This is a genomic window from Reichenbachiella sp. (genome assembly GCF_965233835.1).
Lineage (GTDB): Bacteria > Bacteroidota > Bacteroidia > Cytophagales > Cyclobacteriaceae > Reichenbachiella.
The window spans coordinates 3,509,664-3,528,646 of the sequence record NZ_OZ247585.1; the positions used below are offsets into that span (position 1 = coordinate 3,509,664).

Annotated in this window: 14 protein-coding genes; 4 read left to right on the top strand and 10 right to left on the bottom strand. The window is 40.0% G+C overall.

The window, feature by feature from the left end; all coding sequences use genetic code 11:
- Positions 1-61 precede the first annotated feature (61 nt).
- From ACO6S2_RS14895 to ACO6S2_RS14905, 3 genes are all read right to left on the bottom strand, one after another.
- The gene (locus ACO6S2_RS14895; RefSeq protein ID WP_422359350.1) at positions 62-298 is read right to left on the bottom strand and encodes a hypothetical protein; all 237 of its coding nucleotides are present in this window, start codon (positions 296-298) and stop codon (positions 62-64) included.
- Between the two features lie 115 nt (positions 299-413).
- Positions 414-4,841 (bottom strand): putative Ig domain-containing protein, encoded by a 4,428-nt coding sequence (locus ACO6S2_RS14900; protein ID WP_422359351.1) that lies wholly within the window; start codon positions 4,839-4,841, stop codon positions 414-416.
- Positions 4,842-4,869: 28 nt separating this feature from the next.
- Positions 4,870-6,078: a hypothetical protein gene (locus ACO6S2_RS14905; RefSeq protein WP_422359352.1), complete on the bottom strand. Its 1,209-nt coding sequence runs from the start codon at positions 6,076-6,078 to the stop codon at positions 4,870-4,872.
- Positions 6,079-6,441: 363 nt separating this feature from the next.
- Between ACO6S2_RS14905 and ACO6S2_RS14910 the strand changes: the two genes are divergently transcribed.
- Entirely contained in the window at positions 6,442-8,175 is a 1,734-nt protein-coding gene (locus ACO6S2_RS14910) for a hypothetical protein (RefSeq protein WP_422359353.1), read from the top strand.
- A gap of 2 nt (positions 8,176-8,177) precedes the next feature.
- Here the strand turns inward: ACO6S2_RS14910 and ACO6S2_RS14915 are convergent, their stop codons facing one another.
- The 7 genes from ACO6S2_RS14915 to ACO6S2_RS14945 form a co-directional block, all read right to left on the bottom strand.
- Entirely contained in the window at positions 8,178-8,780 is a 603-nt protein-coding gene (locus ACO6S2_RS14915; protein WP_422359354.1) for an aminotransferase class IV, read from the bottom strand.
- Positions 8,764-9,735, bottom strand: coding sequence for an aminodeoxychorismate synthase component I (locus ACO6S2_RS14920; protein ID WP_422359355.1), 972 nt, complete (start codon positions 9,733-9,735; stop codon positions 8,764-8,766). The genes ACO6S2_RS14915 and ACO6S2_RS14920 overlap by 17 nt, the downstream gene beginning before the upstream one ends.
- Positions 9,728-10,042 carry a DUF6787 family protein gene (locus ACO6S2_RS14925; RefSeq protein WP_422359356.1) on the bottom strand — a complete coding sequence of 105 codons (315 nt, stop codon included), beginning with the start codon at positions 10,040-10,042 and terminating at the stop codon, positions 9,728-9,730. Before ACO6S2_RS14925 ends, ACO6S2_RS14920 begins: the two co-directional genes overlap by 8 nt.
- 3 nt (positions 10,043-10,045) lie before the next feature.
- Complete coding sequence (locus ACO6S2_RS14930) at positions 10,046-10,783, bottom strand: RluA family pseudouridine synthase (protein ID WP_422359357.1); 738 nt, start codon at positions 10,781-10,783, stop codon at positions 10,046-10,048.
- Positions 10,783-13,266, bottom strand: a complete 2,484-nt coding sequence (locus ACO6S2_RS14935; protein WP_422359358.1) for a DUF5686 family protein — start codon at positions 13,264-13,266, stop codon at positions 10,783-10,785. The genes ACO6S2_RS14930 and ACO6S2_RS14935 overlap by 1 nt, the downstream gene beginning before the upstream one ends.
- Positions 13,267-13,472: 206 nt before the next feature.
- The gene (locus tag ACO6S2_RS14940; RefSeq protein ID WP_422359359.1) at positions 13,473-15,056 is read right to left on the bottom strand and encodes a peptide chain release factor 3; all 1,584 of its coding nucleotides are present in this window, start codon (positions 15,054-15,056) and stop codon (positions 13,473-13,475) included.
- 135 nt (positions 15,057-15,191) lie between these two features.
- Complete coding sequence (locus ACO6S2_RS14945; RefSeq protein WP_422359360.1) at positions 15,192-15,698, bottom strand: hypothetical protein; 507 nt, start codon at positions 15,696-15,698, stop codon at positions 15,192-15,194.
- A 249-nt stretch (positions 15,699-15,947) separates the two neighbouring features.
- Here ACO6S2_RS14945 and ACO6S2_RS14950 point away from each other — a divergent pair, with 249 nt between their 5' ends.
- The 3 genes from ACO6S2_RS14950 to dnaK all read left to right on the top strand — a co-directional run bounded on the left by ACO6S2_RS14950 (position 15,948) and on the right by dnaK (position 18,671).
- Positions 15,948-16,298 (top strand): phage holin family protein, encoded by a 351-nt coding sequence (locus tag ACO6S2_RS14950; protein ID WP_422359361.1) that lies wholly within the window; start codon positions 15,948-15,950, stop codon positions 16,296-16,298.
- A 5-nt stretch (positions 16,299-16,303) separates the two neighbouring features.
- Positions 16,304-16,516, top strand: a complete 213-nt coding sequence (locus ACO6S2_RS14955) for a hypothetical protein (RefSeq protein ID WP_422359362.1) — start codon at positions 16,304-16,306, stop codon at positions 16,514-16,516.
- 232 nt (positions 16,517-16,748) lie between these two features.
- Positions 16,749-18,671: a molecular chaperone DnaK gene (gene dnaK / locus ACO6S2_RS14960; protein ID WP_422359363.1), complete on the top strand. Its 1,923-nt coding sequence runs from the start codon at positions 16,749-16,751 to the stop codon at positions 18,669-18,671.
- Positions 18,672-18,983: the final 312 nt, after the last annotated feature.

Sequence of the window (18,983 nt, forward strand, 5' to 3'; positions counted from 1 at the left end):
ATAACATTCAAGAGACAAGAATCAAGAAGCAAGAGACAAGTCAATGGCTCCGCTGATATCGCTATACTGCCACTTCAGCTCGCTGAGGACGCAGTGCATCTCTCACGGTAATCATATCCTTCTCTTCTACTACCATATAAGCGATGGAATGCATCTCAGAAAAGTCCTCTGTACCCACATCCTGAGTTTCAATATTTTCTCTTTCGGCAAATTCTTTCAAATGAATGGCATGATGTTCAGCAGTGCCTTTAGCATGTTGGCCGTGCATGTCCCAGATGAGTTTGATTTGTCTGTCCATAGACTGCAAAGATTGGTAAAAAAACGGTGTGTCAGATACTAAAAGTAAAAGAGTTATACGTTTCCGTATAACTCTTTAGTCCTTACTATGATAAGTAATTGTTCTGAACAACAATCTATTGGAGTATGACCTTTTTTATTATGTTGTTGTGTTCAGTTTTTAAGTTTATAAAATAAATGCTTGGATTCAATTCTTCTAAATCTATTGCTAAATGAAAGGTTTGATCGTTTTTAAAGACCTCCTTATGCTTCATTAATCTACCAGAAATATTGACTACTTCCACCTCTAGAGCTCCTCTATACTCATTTTCTATCTCGATATGGATCACGCTTGTTGCTGGATTTGGATAGATTACATAAGCTGGCTCCAATTCATTTAAATTTAAAATTTCATCATCTGGAAGACCATCAGAATCATTGACCACCACAGCAAATTTTTCACTATCCTCCAATTCGCCATCGCTCACAGTAATGGTAACTGAATACTCTCCATCCTGCTCTTCTGTAGGCGTCCAGCTGAATAGACCTGTGGAAGCATCTATAGCCATACCCAAATTCTCAGAATCTTTATCCAATGAATATGTCAAAGATTCATCAGAATGATCTGAATCACTGGCAGTGGCTATAAATGTCAGTTCTGCTAATTCATCCGTTGTTTGATCACCTATATCAGACAAGACAGGCGCAGCATTAATTTCCGCTACAGAAATGTTTAAGGTTTCACTTGCAGTTTCTTGTCCGTCCGACACTGATATTGTCACACTATGCTCACCATCTTGCGATTCATCCGGCGTCCATTCAAAGACTCCCGATGAGGCACCTAATGTCATCCCATTGGCTATTGAAGTTTCATCCAGCGTAAATGTTAATGTTTGATTGGTATTATCAGGATCGCTGGCTTCAACAGTAAAAGTGAGGTGATCTTGCTCATCCGTTTTTTGATCTCCCACTTCGTTTAACTCTGGAGCTGCATTTACTTCATTCACCACAATAGTGATTCGCTCACGATCATCTCTTCCTTCATCATCCGCCACCAATACGATCACCTCATGAGTGCCATCGTGGCTTTCTGTAGGCGTCCAACTAAATGCTCCAGAGACTTCATCTATGGTCATCCCACTAGCGATGGAAGTCGCATCCAAAGCATAACTTATCGTCTGAGTCTCATCTATTTCATCTTCATTTCTAAGTACAGCGTTGAAGCTCAACTCATTCAGCTCATCCACTGTGCGAGCTCCAAGATACTTCAAGTATGGGGTACTCAAGGTATCTGGTTCGATGCCGCTATTCTGAGCTGTACAATAGTTATACATCACTTCTTTGAAATTAGTTTGCACATTGGAAATCGTATATGAATTCCCAAAATCTGCATGATCCCCAAAGTCATATGCGGAGAACTCCGCCGTATTGTTACTCAGTGTTTTATTTTGAGAGGCTAATGTGCAGCTGGACAGTCCGCTTTGCAACTCCTGATAGACAAAACTAGTTGTACCATCAAAATACTGACTGGCATTGGCCATGACTCGTTGGTTGTTTCTGCCTTTCAAACTAGTGAGCGTCAAAGACCAGACATCATAAGAGATCAAGATCCATTCGGATAATTTCATCTCCAAATCAGTTCCATCCGCTGCATTATCAAAGTTGGCCTTTAGCATTTCTTGATCCAGCAAATGTGTGATATCCATTTCTGCTGGCAATGACCCATAAGGGCCATCCGTTCCATCAAATAATGTAGTATATCCCTTGCTCACCAAATTTTTGGTGAGGGGACCACCATCTGAAGTTTCTACATTAATTGAAACCTTGATCACATCTACCTCTTTCCCACTTATTTTATCATTGACTGCAAAGTAGGGTTTTTCTTTTATCTTAAGGTAAGCGCTAAAAGTATCACCACTCCGCGAAACTGCCACAGCAAATTCAGGCTTATTGAGCATAGTAAACTTCCCCATCGGATTGTTATACAATGGAGCTGCTCCTCTGGAGCCATCAAGGTGCCACTCTGCACCCTGATCAGAATTGAGCCCGCCAGGAGTAGCCATAAATTCTTTGGTCAATTCGACTTTGGTGGTCATTTCACCAGTCAACGCTAACTCGCCAAAAACAATATTCGGGCGAGGTTCAGGCACCGGAATATTAATCGACTGATCGTCTTCTTTCACCTTATCCTTGATATTATCATAGTGCAGTTTTTTGGCATAGGCCAACTTCCTTGAGGGCAATTCGCTATCATCGTTCAAATTATTAATACCATCCACAATATTAAAAATCCCACTTGCTAAGCCAGTAATTCCTCCTATAGCAGGACCCCATGGAGATGGGTCCAATCCTTTATGGATACGACGGGCTTTCCCAAGACCTCCAAACCCGCCAAGAACCGATGTAACACCCCCAATAACCTGATCTTGAGCCGCTGCGGCTCTCTCATCTTCATCTTGATCTGCTTGTAGCGCCTGTGCCTCCCATAGCATTTTGGCTTCTTGTTTTTTCCATTCGGGTATGTCACTTCCTACTAGCGTAGCCTCCAAGCTTGTTTCAAATTCTTGAAGACCAAAATTCTTCATTTGATTCATCGAGATGTCTCCAAGGGTTTTAGAAGCTGCTCCAAAAGGGACGTCCATCACGCCCAATAGATAATTATCCTGATTATTAATCCAATCATCGTAGGTTTCAGAACCTGCTGGAATTGTTCCGCCTTGAGATCGTCCCATCAAGGACATCGTACCATGAGATATTTTATGAATATCGATAATGATACTTGTTTCGAAAAAACTCACACAAGGGTCAAACTCCATCACAAAGTCATAAAAGTACCACTGACGGCCGTCAGAGGCTTTGAGTTTTGTTGTTTTGGAATAATCCCCATACACCACCTCGTCCAAGGTTTTGTATTGCTGCAAGCTGCCCCATAGCAATGGCTGATAATCTGTGCTGCCTGGCCCCGGAGGATCTGCAGTAGGACTTTTTCCGCGTACGCCAAGACTCACCTGTAGCTGATTAGATTCTCCGCTATTATTGGCAAATACAAATACCCGCATGGTCGAATTGATTCGGTCGTACATGATCACGTGTGGATACTCTGGCGCTGGATTGAGTTGGGCACCATTGGCGTAGTATCCCAAATTGGATTTCAATAATTCCCAGCCTTCCAATGGAGAAAAATCTTCACCTCCTAAATAATCACCATTGTCACTATCATATTTGGCGCTTATACTTGAAAGCTCTGCAGAAGAATTGTCGTAGTATGGGCTAAATACAGCCTCTCCTTCGTCTGGTCCCCCATTATATCTAATCCACCATTTAGAATCTTGCCAGTCGAAAGTATTGATCAATTCTTCTCCCTTGTTGTATGGCAAATACGGATTGGTTGATACCAAATTATTTCCGGGAACGGTACCCAAATCACTGGCAGAATTTATGAGTCCATTTTTCATTGTATAAGCCAAATTCACATCTCCCTGATCCAGTCCTGCTAAAATCCGCGTACGTTGGGAAACAGACTGATTTAAGTAATGCTCGGCTGGAACCGTAGTGGTTAAGACCACCGTTTTATCCCCTTGGGTAGCTGAAAACAGATTTTGATTGGCAAAGCCAAAATAAATAGGTTCTTCACGATCAAAGTCAGTAAAAACTTCCTGTTTGACTATTTCTGTAGTAGAAGGCAATGCTTTATTTCCACCAAATTGGTACAAATAAATTCCACCCTCATCGAATCGAATACCAATTTCCGGTTTCGCATATTGATAGACATCAGGCGTATAGTAATGATTGAGATAATTCATAAATCCGACAGTACCATTGGCCTCCTCTCCTATGGTCAATTCAAAATCATTGGCTCCAAAACCGGCTACATAAAACTGTGACGACACGAAGTTCAAAGTTTCTTCATTGCCCGAAACTGATAGATAAGTTGTATTTTCGGATTGATCTACTTGACCAGAAACGACCGAGAGGTTCGTGCTTTCAAATGGAAAACCAACGTAGGTGTGATTGGTAAAAGATGCACGATGGACCACAATCCTATGAGAACCCTCGAACGATAATCCATAACACTCACAGTCTGCTATTCCAGCATAATCACTAATTGATTCTGTAACAATCGAGCCGATCGCTTCTGGCGACGAATCATCAAGTGGCAGCGTTCGCAAGGGGCCAGCAGGATCCATTCTGAGCATGAGTTCACTGGACTCTGTATCAAAGTCAGAAGTAAGCATGGCACTCCCATCATTTGCTAAAGTTACAATTGAACTGCTGGTAGATGCGCTATGTAGTTGAAAAGTCTTGGTGTCCTGATGCTCTATGATCCAAAAATAGAAGTGCGTATCGCTTGCGTCCAAAGGAGCGACAGCCAACTCACCTCCCGGCATCTCTTTGATATAATCTCCGGTATCATCTAGCTCAAGCATATATAATCCTTTGATTTGCTGACCTGCTGACAGATCATCAAAAGAGACTGTGCTAAAATCTTGTGCGGCTACTTCCGGTCTTGCTAATACGCATAATAGAGCCAGTATAAGTACACTTATTCTATAAATAAATTTCATCGTAGTGAATGTTTTGAGGTACTACTAATTATTTATTCAATTGAGCCTTGAGCGCTTCGTTTTCCTGCTGGAGCAGATCCAGTTTCTTATTCATTTCGATCAGGTGCAGGTAGATGGTTTCTATGTTTTCTACTGATTTGATGACTACATCTGCCACGTCCAGACCATTGGCTACCACTTCAGCTTCGGCCGGCATATTGGGAAGGTGTTTATTAGCTTGGATGTATTGATCCAGATTGTTGAGCGATAGTTTTTTATAGCTGTTGCTAAACACATAATCAGGAAAGCTAGCCGTAGAGGTTACAAAAGAAGTAGCCTTCACTGTTCCGTCTACTTCTAGTTTTTGAGTTGGTGCTGCTACGCCAATACCCACATTGCCATCGGTGTGGATACGCAAGGTTTCTTCTTCGACATTGTTGTAAAACACGATTTCATCATCTCCTGTTACGTCTATGTCAGGCTTAAAAGTTAAAGATCCGTGTGACATGATATCCCCGTTGTCAATTCGAAAATTTCCAACGAGATGCAGTTTTTCTGAAGGTGTCCACGTGCCGATACCAAAATTTCCTCCTTCACCTCCTCCAACAGCAGAAACATCATACGTTGAATTTCTCTGCAAGTAGAGTGGGCTGGCTGTCGCATCGATTTCATTCCCATCCAATAGCATTTCAGATCCACCATTTGTGATTGTCAATGCGGCAGTAGAGCCATCATTTTCACCACCATCTATATGTAGTTGACTATTTGGAGAACTTGTACCCATACCTATAAGACCAGCTGCGTTGATATACATATTAGTACCAGAGGTAGGTGAGCCTTCAAAGCTCAGGTCATTCGTGCCTCGTAGAACGTTTAGGTTGGTGATGTCTCCGTCCTCTACCATGGAGAAACTGGATATTGTACCTTGAATATCCAAATCCCCTATCAAAAGCATACTTCCATCAACCCTAAAACCTTTTCTCACCCGCGCGTCTTCAGTAAATTCTGCGTAGACGCTAGACCTAAATTCGTCTTTCCAGAGATGAAGTCTAGTTGTACTATTAACCACGAATCCTAAGCCATATGTAGTTGCACTACTTTGGTTGAGATTGTAGATATACTCACCAGTGGCAGTAGTTGTACTTTGAGTATCGAAATAATGTCTTTCACCATAAAGGTGCTGACCATAGGATGATCCAGTAAATAGGATAATGAGAATAATAGATAAGCTTAAAATTTTTGTAACAGGAGAATTCATAATGGTTTGCTTTGGTTTAAAATTTAGATGAACAATACTACCATGGGGCACAAACATTATCTAGAATATGAACCAGACAAAAAACCAGACAACCTTGCTATTTATGCCCTCTGCGTCAATTTGAAGCATAATTAGCATTCAGTATTTACTACATTCTATGATTGGCATTAGAATAATTGCATTTACTAAATTATCCTTGAGCAAGCCTACGAGTACGAGGTATTAACTTTCCAACTGGTCTATTACTTTGACCCAAGGGTCGGGTAATAAAATCCAATGGGCTATCGTCCTGCGATTAAAAAATAATTTAGGGGACTCATATTTAGGGATCTAATTCTTATTTTAGCCATTGTCATTCACTTTATGAAATCATATTTAGCCAACCAACTTATCCTCCTCTGCGCAGTCATTTTCTCTGGCTTCAGCTTTTCTAATACTACTCAAATCGATAGTTTGAAAGAGCTACTTAATGACAAAGAAACAGCCGACCCTGCCACCTTATTCGCGCTATCTCAAGCGTATGCTTCGATCGACGTAGACTCTGCTTTATACTTTGTAGATCAATTAGAAGAATGGTCCACCAAGGCTAATGAAAATTATTGGCTCGCACGAGCCAATACGCAAAAAGCAGCACTCCATAGTAAGAAAAACATTTACGATTCAGCTGAACATTATGCAAAACTTGCGATCGCCGATTTTAATGAAATGGATAGTGCAACAGCCACCTTGCGGCCTTTGCTCATATTAGGAAATGTATACATCGATTTAGGTGCACAAGAGAAAGCATTAGGTGAATTTCTGAAAGGGTTAAAGATTTCAGAAGAACATGGTGACAAAGTTGAAGAAGCCACCTTTTTGAATGCCATTGGCAATTCGTACAGAAAGTACAAAGACAGTAAGTCGGCCATCGAATATTTAGAAAGAGCCCTTGAGCTGAGCAAAAGTATTAAAGGCGAAAACTCATTGCCTAAACGGATATTTCCCAATTTGGCACTGGCCTATGACCTGGCCGATCAAAAAGAAAAATCGATTGATTTATTAAAAAGTGTTTTGAGTGATTTTGAATTAAGCACTTACGATTCTTCTAAGATCTATACCAATATCGCCAGGTCCTACATTCGAATGCATTTGTATGATTCGGCCTTAAAATTTCTCGACTTAGGCATACCCTTGCGCAAAAGAATAGGTAGCCCTAACCACAACGCCTATGCCTATAAAGAATATGCAACACTTTATGCTGAAACTAATCAATTCGACAAATCAATAACATATGGTGAGCTAGTACGAGAAATCGGAGAAGAGTTAGAAAATTCAGGTCACTTAGAAGATGCTTATCGCAATTTAAGAGAAGCCTATTATGGTGCCGAAGACTATAAGAAAAGTACGGAGTATGGAAAGAAGTACACGTCAGTATTTTGGAAAAGATATAATAGCGAAAAACGAAGGATCATAACCGAAATGGATACCAAGTACCAAACCGTTCAAAAACAAAATGAAATTGTGAAGTTAGAAGCACAAAAAGCAATTGATGAAAAAACGAAGACTCAATTGGCAGGTATTATTGTTTTGATCGTGGTGATCGCCCTATTCATTTCATTACAACTCAAAAACTCAATAGAAAAACAAAAAACTGCTAAAAAAATGGCAGAGACTCAGCTATCCCTGAATAAGAAAGAACTTGAGGTTAAGGAGCAGCAACTGTCACATTTTGTTCAGGTCATTCAGGAAAAAAACCACATAGTTGAGCAACTAGAAAATCAAATTACGCTAAGTGCTGCCTGCGAAAATGAAAAGTTGGCCACCATTGACAAACTCACAAAAACCATCATCTTAACCGAAGATGATTGGCAGGAATTCAAAGCTATTTTTGAAAATGTCTATGATAATTTTTTCACCAAAGTGAAAAGCTTACAACCCAGTATAACCAGTAGCGAAATGCGTCTAACTGCGTTGATGAAACTCAATTTGTCTACCAAAGAAATTTCTAATCTACTCGGTATATCACCAGACAGTGTAACTAAGACGAAGTATAGAGTAAAGAAAAAATTAGAGCTCGAAGACAGTAAAGAACTAGAAGAATTCGTGAAAACGATATAGTGTTACTTGCTTGACGAACGAATGCTGGGAATTGGGATTTCTATCTGTCCTAAGTCAAGCATTGCATTAATCAAACAGCATTTTTCAAAACTTGCTAAGTCCTGAATGCTTATCTGCCTCACCTGCAATTGTCTCTGATCAATCAAACTCTGACGCCTGACTCCCTCTAATAATGGCTGATCAGACGTCCACCACTCTTCTCCATCATAAAAGGCCAAATTGGCAAAATGGCTATCAGTGATGCAGCCATTTTTCACAATAATAATATCATCCGCTTCTTTGCGCTGAGCAAACAACTCATCTAAACCAGAGCGGTTTGTATATTTAAACTTGTAGTCAATATCTCCACCTTCTACCAGTTGCAATGAGCCGACCTTTGGTTTTTGATAAGGTTTAAAAGTGCAATCAAAATTTTCCTTATCATATACCACGCGGCATTTGTATGTTCCCTTTCTTGGAATATTACGGATGATTTTTGACAATTTCATTGGACGGGCCAGAAGGCCGTAATTGGTGAAAAACGCACGGTTCACTCGAGCCTGATGCAATTCAAGCAACTGCAACTCCCCGTCTATACAACAAATACTTTCAATGAACTGGGACATACACCTTATCAATCATTTCTTGGTATTCGGCTTGCGCTTCACTGAGGAAGTGAATACCTCCACCACTTTTATAAATTAATTGCTCTCCTTGTTTTTCAATGTATCTAATCATCACCCCACTATCAAAATTCTGACCATCGAAATAACCAACAACTCCGGTATAATACCCTCTATCATACCCTTCCACTTCTTCTATAATATCCAAGGTCTTAGCTTTCGGTGCCCCGCATATGGAACCCGCTGGTAATAGGGAGTAGATAATATCTCCCAAATTTTTCAAATAATCCTTTCTCAGCTCTCCGGTAATTTTAGAACTCACCTGTAACAAGTGTTTCTCACTTGTTTTGATCTCGTCAAGATATCTAAAATCCTCCACCTCCACTTTCTCGGCATACTGGCTCATATCATTTCTGATTAGATCCACAATAGTAGCGTGTTCAGCCATTTCTTTATCGCTTGCTAAGATAGTTTTAGCTGCGTTTGGTAAATCCGCATCTATTGTTCCCTTCATGGGGAAAGATGATATTTTATGGTTGGAGATTTTAATGAAAATTTCAGGAGAAAAAACAACAAACTGGTCTTCAAACCAAAGCTTGTACTTAGCCTTGCTTCCATAAAATATATCTTTTAGACTGGCTGAAGAAAATATAGGTGTGGGCTGGGTTAGGTTTAGTAGGTAAGTATTCCCTTTAGCTATCTCTCTATGAACCTGATTGTATTTATACTGGAAATCAGCAAAAGAAATGGGTGAGCTTTTGAGCTTGATAGCAGTTCCATTTTCATGCCGTAAATCAAAATTCCCAACTCCATTTATATCGAATAAAACCTTATCTGGATCTATTTGATCAACTGGCAGCACATGGTTTTTTTCACACTTAAAATCAGCAATCAGCAAAAAAGGAGTACCCGAAGCGGCTAAAGAATTGATTTGCTGAATGGCTGCTGTTTTATTCACCTTTAAGTTTGTGCTTTTGGCGGGTCATCCTGTACCACATCCTTTTTTCAAAGCCCCAAAAGAAAGCAAATTGTCCGAAAACAAAGCCAAAGATCAGAAGGATTATGTTGTAAATCGGCAGGATAAAAATGTAATAGAGCACCGTGTACAATGTTTGATACTCCTCACTTCCACCTATCCAGTCTACTATGGGAGATTTAAGAAACATGACTGTAAACCCTGTACAGGCAAATACAATGAGTACAATTACCACCTGAGTGATACTGTTTAGTTTCCATCGGTTTTTTAAAGACTGCAAAAACCCCATGAATCAGTACAGCTTATCCATAAACTTGTTCTTCTTAGCCAACTCCGCACTTGACTTGTCCAGCACTAAAAATTGCTCCCAAAAATCATTCACAGGCACACCAGCAATTACCTTAACTGGTTCTTTTTTTACTGGGTGAATAAAGTCTAACGAGCGCGCGTGAAGATTGATGCTTGCATCTGGGTTAGCCTTAGGAAAGCCATACTTCAAATCACCTCGAATAGGGCAACCCATGGAAGCCAACTGCACTCTAATTTGATGAGGACGACCCGTAACTGGCCTTACTTCCAATAAAAAGTGATCGTTCAATTTTCCAAGCACTTTATAACTCAATTCAGCTCGTTGTGCTCCGTCTGTTGGTTTGTCATAAGCCGTTGTCTTATTTATTTTTTCATCCTTTTTGAGGTAATGAACCAGCTTATCTTCTTTTTTCGGTGGTCTACTCTTCACCACAGCCCAATACGTTTTGTTGATCTTACGGTCTTTGAAGAGCTTGTTCATGCGCTCCAGGGCTTTGGACGTACGTGCAAAAACAACCGCACCACTCACCGGACGATCCAATCTATGGACGGTACCAAGAAACACATCTCCGGGCTTATTATACTTCGTTTTGATGTAATCCTTGCAGTAATCCAGCAGCGGTTTATCTTTTGTTTTATCACCTTGAACAAGGATACCTGAAGCTTTATCCACGATGAGTAGGTGATTGTCTTCGTAGATTGCAATAAATGGTTTCCCCATTACAAATTGATTTTCATATTCAACTTAAAAAATAAATTATCCCGAGTGGATTCATGTGCATAGGCGCCATGTCTATACACGGCATCAAATCCCCAGCCCATATACCCCACATCTACAAAGTTAATCCTAATCAGCTTCTTAATTCCAATCCCGGATTCGAAGTATCCATCTTCCATGGTTTTAAAATTCAAATCCGCTCCTTGGTGCCTTTCAGGGTGAGACAATTGGCCATAGCCCGCATTATGATAAATAATAAACTCTGGCTTCATTATTCTATTGGCAATTAGGAAGTTGCCAAAGTTGTGATTGAAAAAAACCGCCACTTGTTTGTCGGACAAGAATTCGTAAATATCCATGGTCTGGAAATATTCTGGTACACTTAACTTGGAGGTAGAGTTACCCAACCCGGTAATCATATGACCATAAGGCACATCTCCATAGACATAGGCTGCACGAACAAGCACATTCGATTTCCCCAAGACATACTTCTTTCTATATTCCAAACTGGCATCAAAACGATCGTAATCGAAATCGCCACCTAACCAACCAGAGTTCGCATGACTGTATTTGAAGTTGATCACTGGGAAGTCATAATCAAAAAGAACCTTCTTCCCATACAAATCCAGGTATTGCTCATTTCTCACATAGCGAAAAGCAAGTGATACCTGATTGATATCAAAAAAATTGGAAGAATAATCCATATTGTCATACGTATAATCGTAAGTGGACTGCTGCATGGATTTTGAAATCGTAGTTTGAGCATATAAGAAGGGCGCTATCCTTCTATTCAAACTTACTTTGTAGGTCTCTTGCCTATCAAATAAATTTCCCTGAAACGAACGAATCAGGTCATCGATACTTGATATTTTTCCTTCGAAGAATCGCTGTGTACCTACTTCTCTCAGATCCTTTTGGTAGGTAAATAGCACATAGGTATCAGTTCTACGGTCAAAAATGTATTTCAAGTTGGTCCCATATTTCCACTCTTCATCCCCAAAACCATAGCCTCCATAACCCCCTAGTACTAATTTCTCGGAGAAGTTGTTATTAGTTTCCAATCCCATGCCCAGTCGAAATTTCTCATAAGAGTTAATTCCAAAGAAATCATCCACTCGAACGTCTACCTTTCCCATGTTCAACCTTAAGGTCAACAACGACTCTGCTACACCCTCCACGACACGCAAGTTCTTATACAAAGAGTCAGCGGCTATATAGGTATTCAATTCCATTGAATCTAGGGGAACCGCTCTATTTGCATCTAGGATTTGTTTTTGCTCTTTTGGATTTACTCTATTGAGTGTTATACCAATATCACTGAAGTCCTTTTGCGTAAAATCGGTATTGAGATTGACATCAGACAGATATCTCCTGTTTTCCAAAATAAGGTTTCTTCCATAGAATTTGAGTTCCTTGAAGATGATGTCAGTATTCAATTGCACGGGAAACCAGTTACCCGAGATCTTGTCATATCTCTGCTGTATACTTACATCTATCTTTGAATTCTTTACATGCGATTTGGCCGTAACATTGGTAAGGGCATAGTCATTAGCATGAACCCACAATAATCCTTCAAGTCCATCGAATTTCTTCCCTTTTTTAGGTGTATAGCTCACTACAAAAACGGTGTCCGTTTGATAGAAGGTAGTGTCCTCTATATAAAATTCATATTGAGATAATCCTGACGGATTGATAGGATTGATATAGTCTTTATCGAATATATCCAGAATGTCCGCGTAAAATCCAAATGGTTGATACAACCCACTAAAGGCCGCAAAAAGCCCTCCCCTCAATCCCGAAATCTGGGTAGCTAGAATCGTTTCATTTTTTAGTCCTGGCTCGATAAACTTAGTCTCAGAATAAGACTCTGCAACATACAAATGGCGTGTATTATAAGAACTGTCTATCTTAAAGAATTTAGTATCAGCTTTCTTTGCGCTACTTGTATCTTGTTCTTCTTTTAGGCTTTCAGCCTTGATCAACCTTGATAATGAATCTGCCGTCTCTTCGTCCGCATCCAGATGATAAACATCTTTGGTGTACGACTTATAACTATACTGATCAAACTTTGCCGGATCGTGCTCCTTTCGGTTGTCAATCACCTTTTTCATCAAGATATTGGCGGGGTTCTCTCCTGCTTCAAAAACCAACTCCTCCAATTCAGTAACCTCTTTATCCATATAAATCACTGGAGTATTCCTGATTTGTGCCACAGTAAGTTCCTTTCTAATAAATCCTACATGTTGGAAAGTAATATTTCCTTCGTAGCCGGCGGGCACTGCCAAACTAAACCTACCATCAATATCAGATATAGTACCTGTACTGGTACCACTAATGGCCACTGTCACAAAAGTTAAGGCTTCTTCATCCTCCGATGAATAAATACGCCCAGTTATACCTTGAGCAAAAGAGCTTGTGCACGCTATCAAAAACAGCAATAGCGCTGCAGAAAATAAGAATAAGTTTTTGGTAAAATTGGTGTTCATGAAAAGTGGCAAAGTTTGACAGACATTGATTTAAATTTTGAATTCATGAAAGAGACCATAAAGCCCAATTATTCACGTACATCAAAGACAATCAAATCTCCAAAACGTAACTATTATAAAATCTTATAACCTTAACTCTGCTGCTAAATAAAAGATACACATTATAGCATTAAATGTGTATTTAAATCTTAGTGATGTGAAATTACCTAAAACTCACTAGTAAAATGAAATTCTATTTCTGGAAAATTATCTTGAACCATTTGCAACCAGGCCTTGGATTCTGCCATGAACACTAACTTTCCATCCTTATCTTTCGCTATATGTCGATATTTAGAATCTATAAATTCATCCAGCTTCTTTTTGTCTTCACTACTGAACCAACAAGCCTTAAACAGATTCATTGGCATGAACTTACAGGTTGCGCCATATTCATGTAACAATCTATGCTGGATCACTTCAAACTGAAGCGCACCCACGGTACCCACTACTTTTCTGGCTCCCATTTCATAGGTAAATAGCTGTGCTACCCCCTCATCCATCAACTGAGTCAATCCTTTCTCCAACTGCTTAGTTTTCATAGCATCCATATTGACCACCTCACGGAAAATTTCTGGTGAGAAACTAGGTATTCCTTTATACATACCCTTTTCACCTTCACTCAGCGTGTCACCGATCTTAAGATTACCCGTATCATATAGTCCTACAATGTCTCCTGGGTAAGCCTCATCTATCACTTCTTTACTCTGCGCCATAAAAGCCGTGGCATTAGAGTATCTGAATTTCTTATCTAGCCTGGTATGAAAGTAATTACTCCCTCTTTTGAACTCACCTGCACATACCCTTACGAATGCAATTCTGTTTCTATGCTTTGGATCCATGTTGGCATGAATCTTAAATACAAACCCAGAAAACTTAGACTCCTCTGGCATGATTTGTCTTTCTTCCGTAAATCTAGGTGCCGGACCAGGTGCAATATCAATAAAGCAATCCAACAATTCCTGAACTCCGAAGTTATTCACAGCACTACCAAAAAATACCGGCGCCACTTCCCCACTCCTATAGGTTTCAATATCGAATTCAGGATAACCTCCATCTACCAATTCCACGTCTTCACGAAGAGTCTCCGCATAGTTTTCACCAATCAATTCATCGAGCTGAGGATCATTAATATCCTCAATACTAATGTCATTTTCTTTATCAAGCTTCTGCTTACTTGCTATAAAAAGCTTTAATTTCTTCTCATACAAGCTATAGACACCCTTGAAAGTTTTACCCATACTTATCGGCCAACTCAAAGGACGTACTTTAATATTGAGCTTGCCTTCAATTTCATCCAACAGGTCGTATGGGTCTTGTCCCTCACGATCAAGCTTGTTAATAAATACCATCACCGGAGTATTTCTCATCCGACAAACCTCCATCAGTTTCTCCGTCTGGATCTCAACACCTTTTACACAGTCTACCACGAGAACTACGCTATCCACAGCCGTCAGCGTTCGATAAGTATCTTCTGCAAAGTCTTGGTGACCTGGTGTATCTAATAGGTTTATTCTTCGATTCTTATAATCGAATCCCATAACCGAAGTAGCTACGGAGATACCTCTCTGCTTCTCTATTTCCATGAAATCCGAAGTAGCATGACGATCAATTTTGTTCGACTTCACCGCACCAGCCGTCTTGATCGCCCCACCAAAAAGCAGCAACTTTTCGGTCAATGTCGTCTTACCCGCATCCGGGTGACTAATGATACCAAAGGTTTTTCTTTTTTCTATTTCTTCTGTCAGACTCATGGAATAGTGAATAATTTAAAAATGAATAGTGAGTAATGAATTGAGTGACTCAAATCATTACTCATTTCGGGGCGCAAAGATAGAATTTCATTAGGCATAACAAAAAAATGAAATCCAATTACATCACCCGTTTACTTAAACAGTCCCTAATAGGGCAATGAAATACAGAACAAAAAAGACCATCATCGACCAAAACAAAACTTGCGCAAAAATCCCGAACCCCTTCCCCTTCCATTTTTCAGGCTCTTTTTTTATTTTCTTCACACTTATCAACCCCATAATGCCTCCACCAAGAATAGCCAGAATAGCCAGAAGTCCGCCTGCTCCAGCATAGAAAGCCGCTATTAGCCCAAGAGCTCCAACTATACCTAACCCAAATGCAGTAAGCCCAAGTGGATCTGTTTTTCTATTAGATGAATGGGTAGCTACATCCGTTGTTTTTAATCGATTAAATTTTCGTTTCAATGGGATTTTATAACCTTCCTTGCTTTTAACCTTCTTTTTTATAGGAAGCGTTATTGTTCTTATATCAGAATTCTCGAAACTAATTGCAACTTTTTCTTCGCCAGCAATTGAAAAGGAACTTTGGTTTGCTGATGCCAAATACTCCGGTGGAGCCTTTTGGTTCACCTCTGACTTCACAAACTCGGAGTTTTTATTGCTAGCGAAATGTCTTCCATATTTCTTAGAAACACATCCATTAACAATGTTAAATACAAGTAAAAAGGTTATAAATCTGTGTAAGATAATTATGTTGACTCTAGTTTAAGAAACGGAATTATTTGTCGTTCCTCAATATTACTCAACAATTTAAAAGCTAGTAGACACATTCATGTGAAATGATCAAAAACTTTGAGTAAATTCAAATTAATCAAACACGAAACAACTAAAATGAACACAATAATTAGACTCATATTATCAGCCATCGCGGTACTTATTTGTTCCTATATACTCCCGGGTGCCCATGTAAGTGGATTTTTGACGGCACTAGTGGTTGCAGGTGTCTTGGCAATTGTAAATATATTGCTCAAGCCTATTCTTGTTTTACTTACCATCCCCATCACAATCGTTACTTTAGGTTTATTTCTATTAGTTATCAATACTTTGATGATCATGTTAGTGAGTGGACTTGTTCCTGGTTTTGATGTCGACGGATTCTGGTGGGCATTTGCTTTCAGTCTTGCACTATCATTAGTCAACTCTGTTTTTGAAAGCATGCAAGACAACAAATCCAATAATTAAATCACATGAGTAAGCAAATCAAATCTGGAATTATATATCTTTTACTTGGCGCATTCTTTATTTATTGGGCGGAGTCCCACTCACCAAAGAAAATCGGCCAAGCCATCGGCAATGCCCTCAGTGGCTCATACACAATGGATGAAACTTCTTATTACATCTGCTTTGGTGTTGGCGTGCTGATCGGTATCATGGGTATCTTGAAGATAATTAGAAAATAGCCCACTACAACTTTTCCAAAGTTTGAAACTTTGGAAAAGTTAATCCCCTCTTGAACTTCTGGCAGATCAGTCTCTCAAACCACTCCAATTCGTCAGTCGTAATTCCCAATTCTAAAATCATTTCTGCCAATCTGTCACCACGTCAGCAGTAAAACTGCTTTGGCATAGCAGTTGATGATAGGCTTGGCAGATTAGTAAAAGATTTTAAAAAGATATAATTAACAAATAGATCATGGGAAAAATAATCGGAATCGATTTAGGTACTACCAACTCTTGTGTGGCTGTGATGGAGGGCAACGAGCCAGTCGTTATCCCAAATAGCGAAGGACATAGAACTACTCCTTCTATCGTAGCATTCTTGGACGGTGGTAAAGGAGAAAGAAAAGTTGGTGATCCTGCAAAAAGACAGGCGATTACCAACCCACAAAATACTATTAGCTCTGTGAAACGTTTCATGGGTAAGAAATTTGCAGAAGTTTCTGACGAAATGAAGAGTGTTTCTTATGCTGTAGAAAGCGGAAACAACGACGTAGTAAGAGTAAAAATCGGTGACAGAAATTACACACCTCAAGAATTGTCTGCAGTGATCCTTCAGAAAATGAAGTCGACTGCTGAAGACTACTTGGGTACTGAAGTCAAAGAAGCTGTAATTACTGTACCAGCTTACTTCAACGACGCAGAAAGACAAGCTACTAAAGAAGCTGGTGCGATCGCTGGATTAGAAGTAAAAAGAATCATCAACGAGCCTACTGCTGCGGCATTGGCTTATGGATTGGATAAGAAAAACGCAGATATGAAAATCGCTGTGTATGACCTTGGTGGTGGTACATTCGATATTTCTATCTTGGAATTAGGTGACGGCGTATTCGAAGTAAAGTCTACTAATGGTGATGTACACCTGGGTGGAGATGACTTTGATACAGTAATCATCAACTGGTTGGCTGAGGAGTTTAAAAGCGACGAAGGCATCGACCTAAGAAAAGACCCAATGGCACTTCAGAGGTTGAAGGAAGCTGCTGAGAAAGCAAAAATCGAATTGTCTAGTTCTACTAGCACGGAGATCAACTTGCCATACATCATGCCGGTAGACGGTGTGCCAAAGCACTTGGTAAGAAGCTTGTCTAGATCTAAGTTCGAGCAACTAGCTGACGATTTGGTAAAAAGATCAATGAAGCCAGTAGAGCAAGCTTTGAAAGATTCAGGTCTTTCAAAGTCTGAGATCGACGAGGTTATCTTGGTAGGTGGATCTACTCGTATTCCAATCATTCAGGAAGAAGTTGAAAAATTCTTTGGTAAGAAGCCTTCTAAAGGAGTAAACCCTGATGAGGTAGTAGCTGTAGGTGCTGCAATCCAAGGCGGAGTATTGACTGGTGAAGTGAAGGATGTATTACTTCTAGACGTGACTCCTCTATCTCTCGGTATCGAGACGATGGGTGGTGTGATGACGAAGCTGATCGAAGCTAACACAACGATCCCTACGAAGAAGTCTGAGACTTTCTCTACAGCCGCTGACAACCAGCCATCTGTGGAAATCCACGTGGTACAAGGTGAGCGACCAATGGCGAAGGACAACAGAAGCTTGGGTAGATTCCACTTGGACGGTATTCCACCGGCACCAAGAGGCATCCCTCAGATCGAAGTGACTTTCGACATCGATGCTAATGGTATCATGCATGTAACGTCTAAGGACAAAGGCACAAACAAAGAACAAAGTATCAGAATCGAGGCTTCATCTGGATTGTCAGAAGAAGAAATCGAGAAAATGAGACAAGAGGCTGAAGCCAATGCTGAGTCTGACAAAGCAGAAAAAGAGAAGATAGAAAAGCTAAACGGAGCGGATTCTATGATCTTCCAAACTGAAAAGCAATTGAGCGAATTTGGTGATAAATTGTCTGATGACAACAAAACCAAAATCAATGCTGGTCTGGAGAAGCTGAAAGAAGCGCACAAGTCTGGTGACTTAGCTGCTATCGACGCTGCAATGGAAGAAATGAACGCTGCATGGCAAGGTGCTTCTCAAGAGATGTACCAAGCTACTCAAGGTGCTGAAGGCGGCGCTCCTGGCGCTGACGCTGGACAAGCCGGACCAGAAGCTGGTGCTGCTGACTCAGACGTGTCTGATGTAGAGTTCGAAGAAGTAGATGAGAAGAAATAATTTTCGACTTCCAGTGGAAGTCAAAAATTATTGATGTGGAATACTCCACACTAGCACGGTGCTAGTTTTTAAATAGATATACAAAGCCTTTCTGGGAAACCAGGAAGGCTTTTTGTTAGTACAACCTTCTCAATTCCTTTTGAGAATTTAAGAGTATAATAATTCAAAAAAGGAGTGGAGCTCAACACTCCATTTAGCTCACTCTATTTAAGTTAATCAGAACAAGCTTATAAATTTGCACATATGATACAAAGAGGAAAATAACAAAACCATTCTTTGAAAATAAACGTATCTAGCATCTAATATCACTGA

Coding starts and splice junctions, on each gene's coding strand:
- dnaK (WP_422359363.1), top strand. CDS start 16,749: ATGGGAAAAATAATCGGAATCGATTTAGGTACTACCAACTCTTGTGTG.
- ACO6S2_RS14900 (WP_422359351.1), bottom strand. CDS start 4,841: ATGAAATTTATTTATAGAATAAGTGTACTTATACTGGCTCTATTATGC.
- ACO6S2_RS14915 (WP_422359354.1), bottom strand. CDS start 8,780: ATGTCCCAGTTCATTGAAAGTATTTGTTGTATAGACGGGGAGTTGCAG.
- ACO6S2_RS14950 (WP_422359361.1), top strand. CDS start 15,948: ATGAACACAATAATTAGACTCATATTATCAGCCATCGCGGTACTTATT.
- ACO6S2_RS14940 (WP_422359359.1), bottom strand. CDS start 15,056: ATGAGTCTGACAGAAGAAATAGAAAAAAGAAAAACCTTTGGTATCATT.
- ACO6S2_RS14895 (WP_422359350.1), bottom strand. CDS start 298: ATGGACAGACAAATCAAACTCATCTGGGACATGCACGGCCAACATGCT.
- ACO6S2_RS14925 (WP_422359356.1), bottom strand. CDS start 10,042: ATGGGGTTTTTGCAGTCTTTAAAAAACCGATGGAAACTAAACAGTATC.
- ACO6S2_RS14905 (WP_422359352.1), bottom strand. CDS start 6,078: ATGAATTCTCCTGTTACAAAAATTTTAAGCTTATCTATTATTCTCATT.
- ACO6S2_RS14930 (WP_422359357.1), bottom strand. CDS start 10,783: ATGGGGAAACCATTTATTGCAATCTACGAAGACAATCACCTACTCATC.
- ACO6S2_RS14955 (WP_422359362.1), top strand. CDS start 16,304: ATGAGTAAGCAAATCAAATCTGGAATTATATATCTTTTACTTGGCGCA.
- ACO6S2_RS14935 (WP_422359358.1), bottom strand. CDS start 13,266: ATGAACACCAATTTTACCAAAAACTTATTCTTATTTTCTGCAGCGCTA.
- ACO6S2_RS14910 (WP_422359353.1), top strand. CDS start 6,442: ATGAAATCATATTTAGCCAACCAACTTATCCTCCTCTGCGCAGTCATT.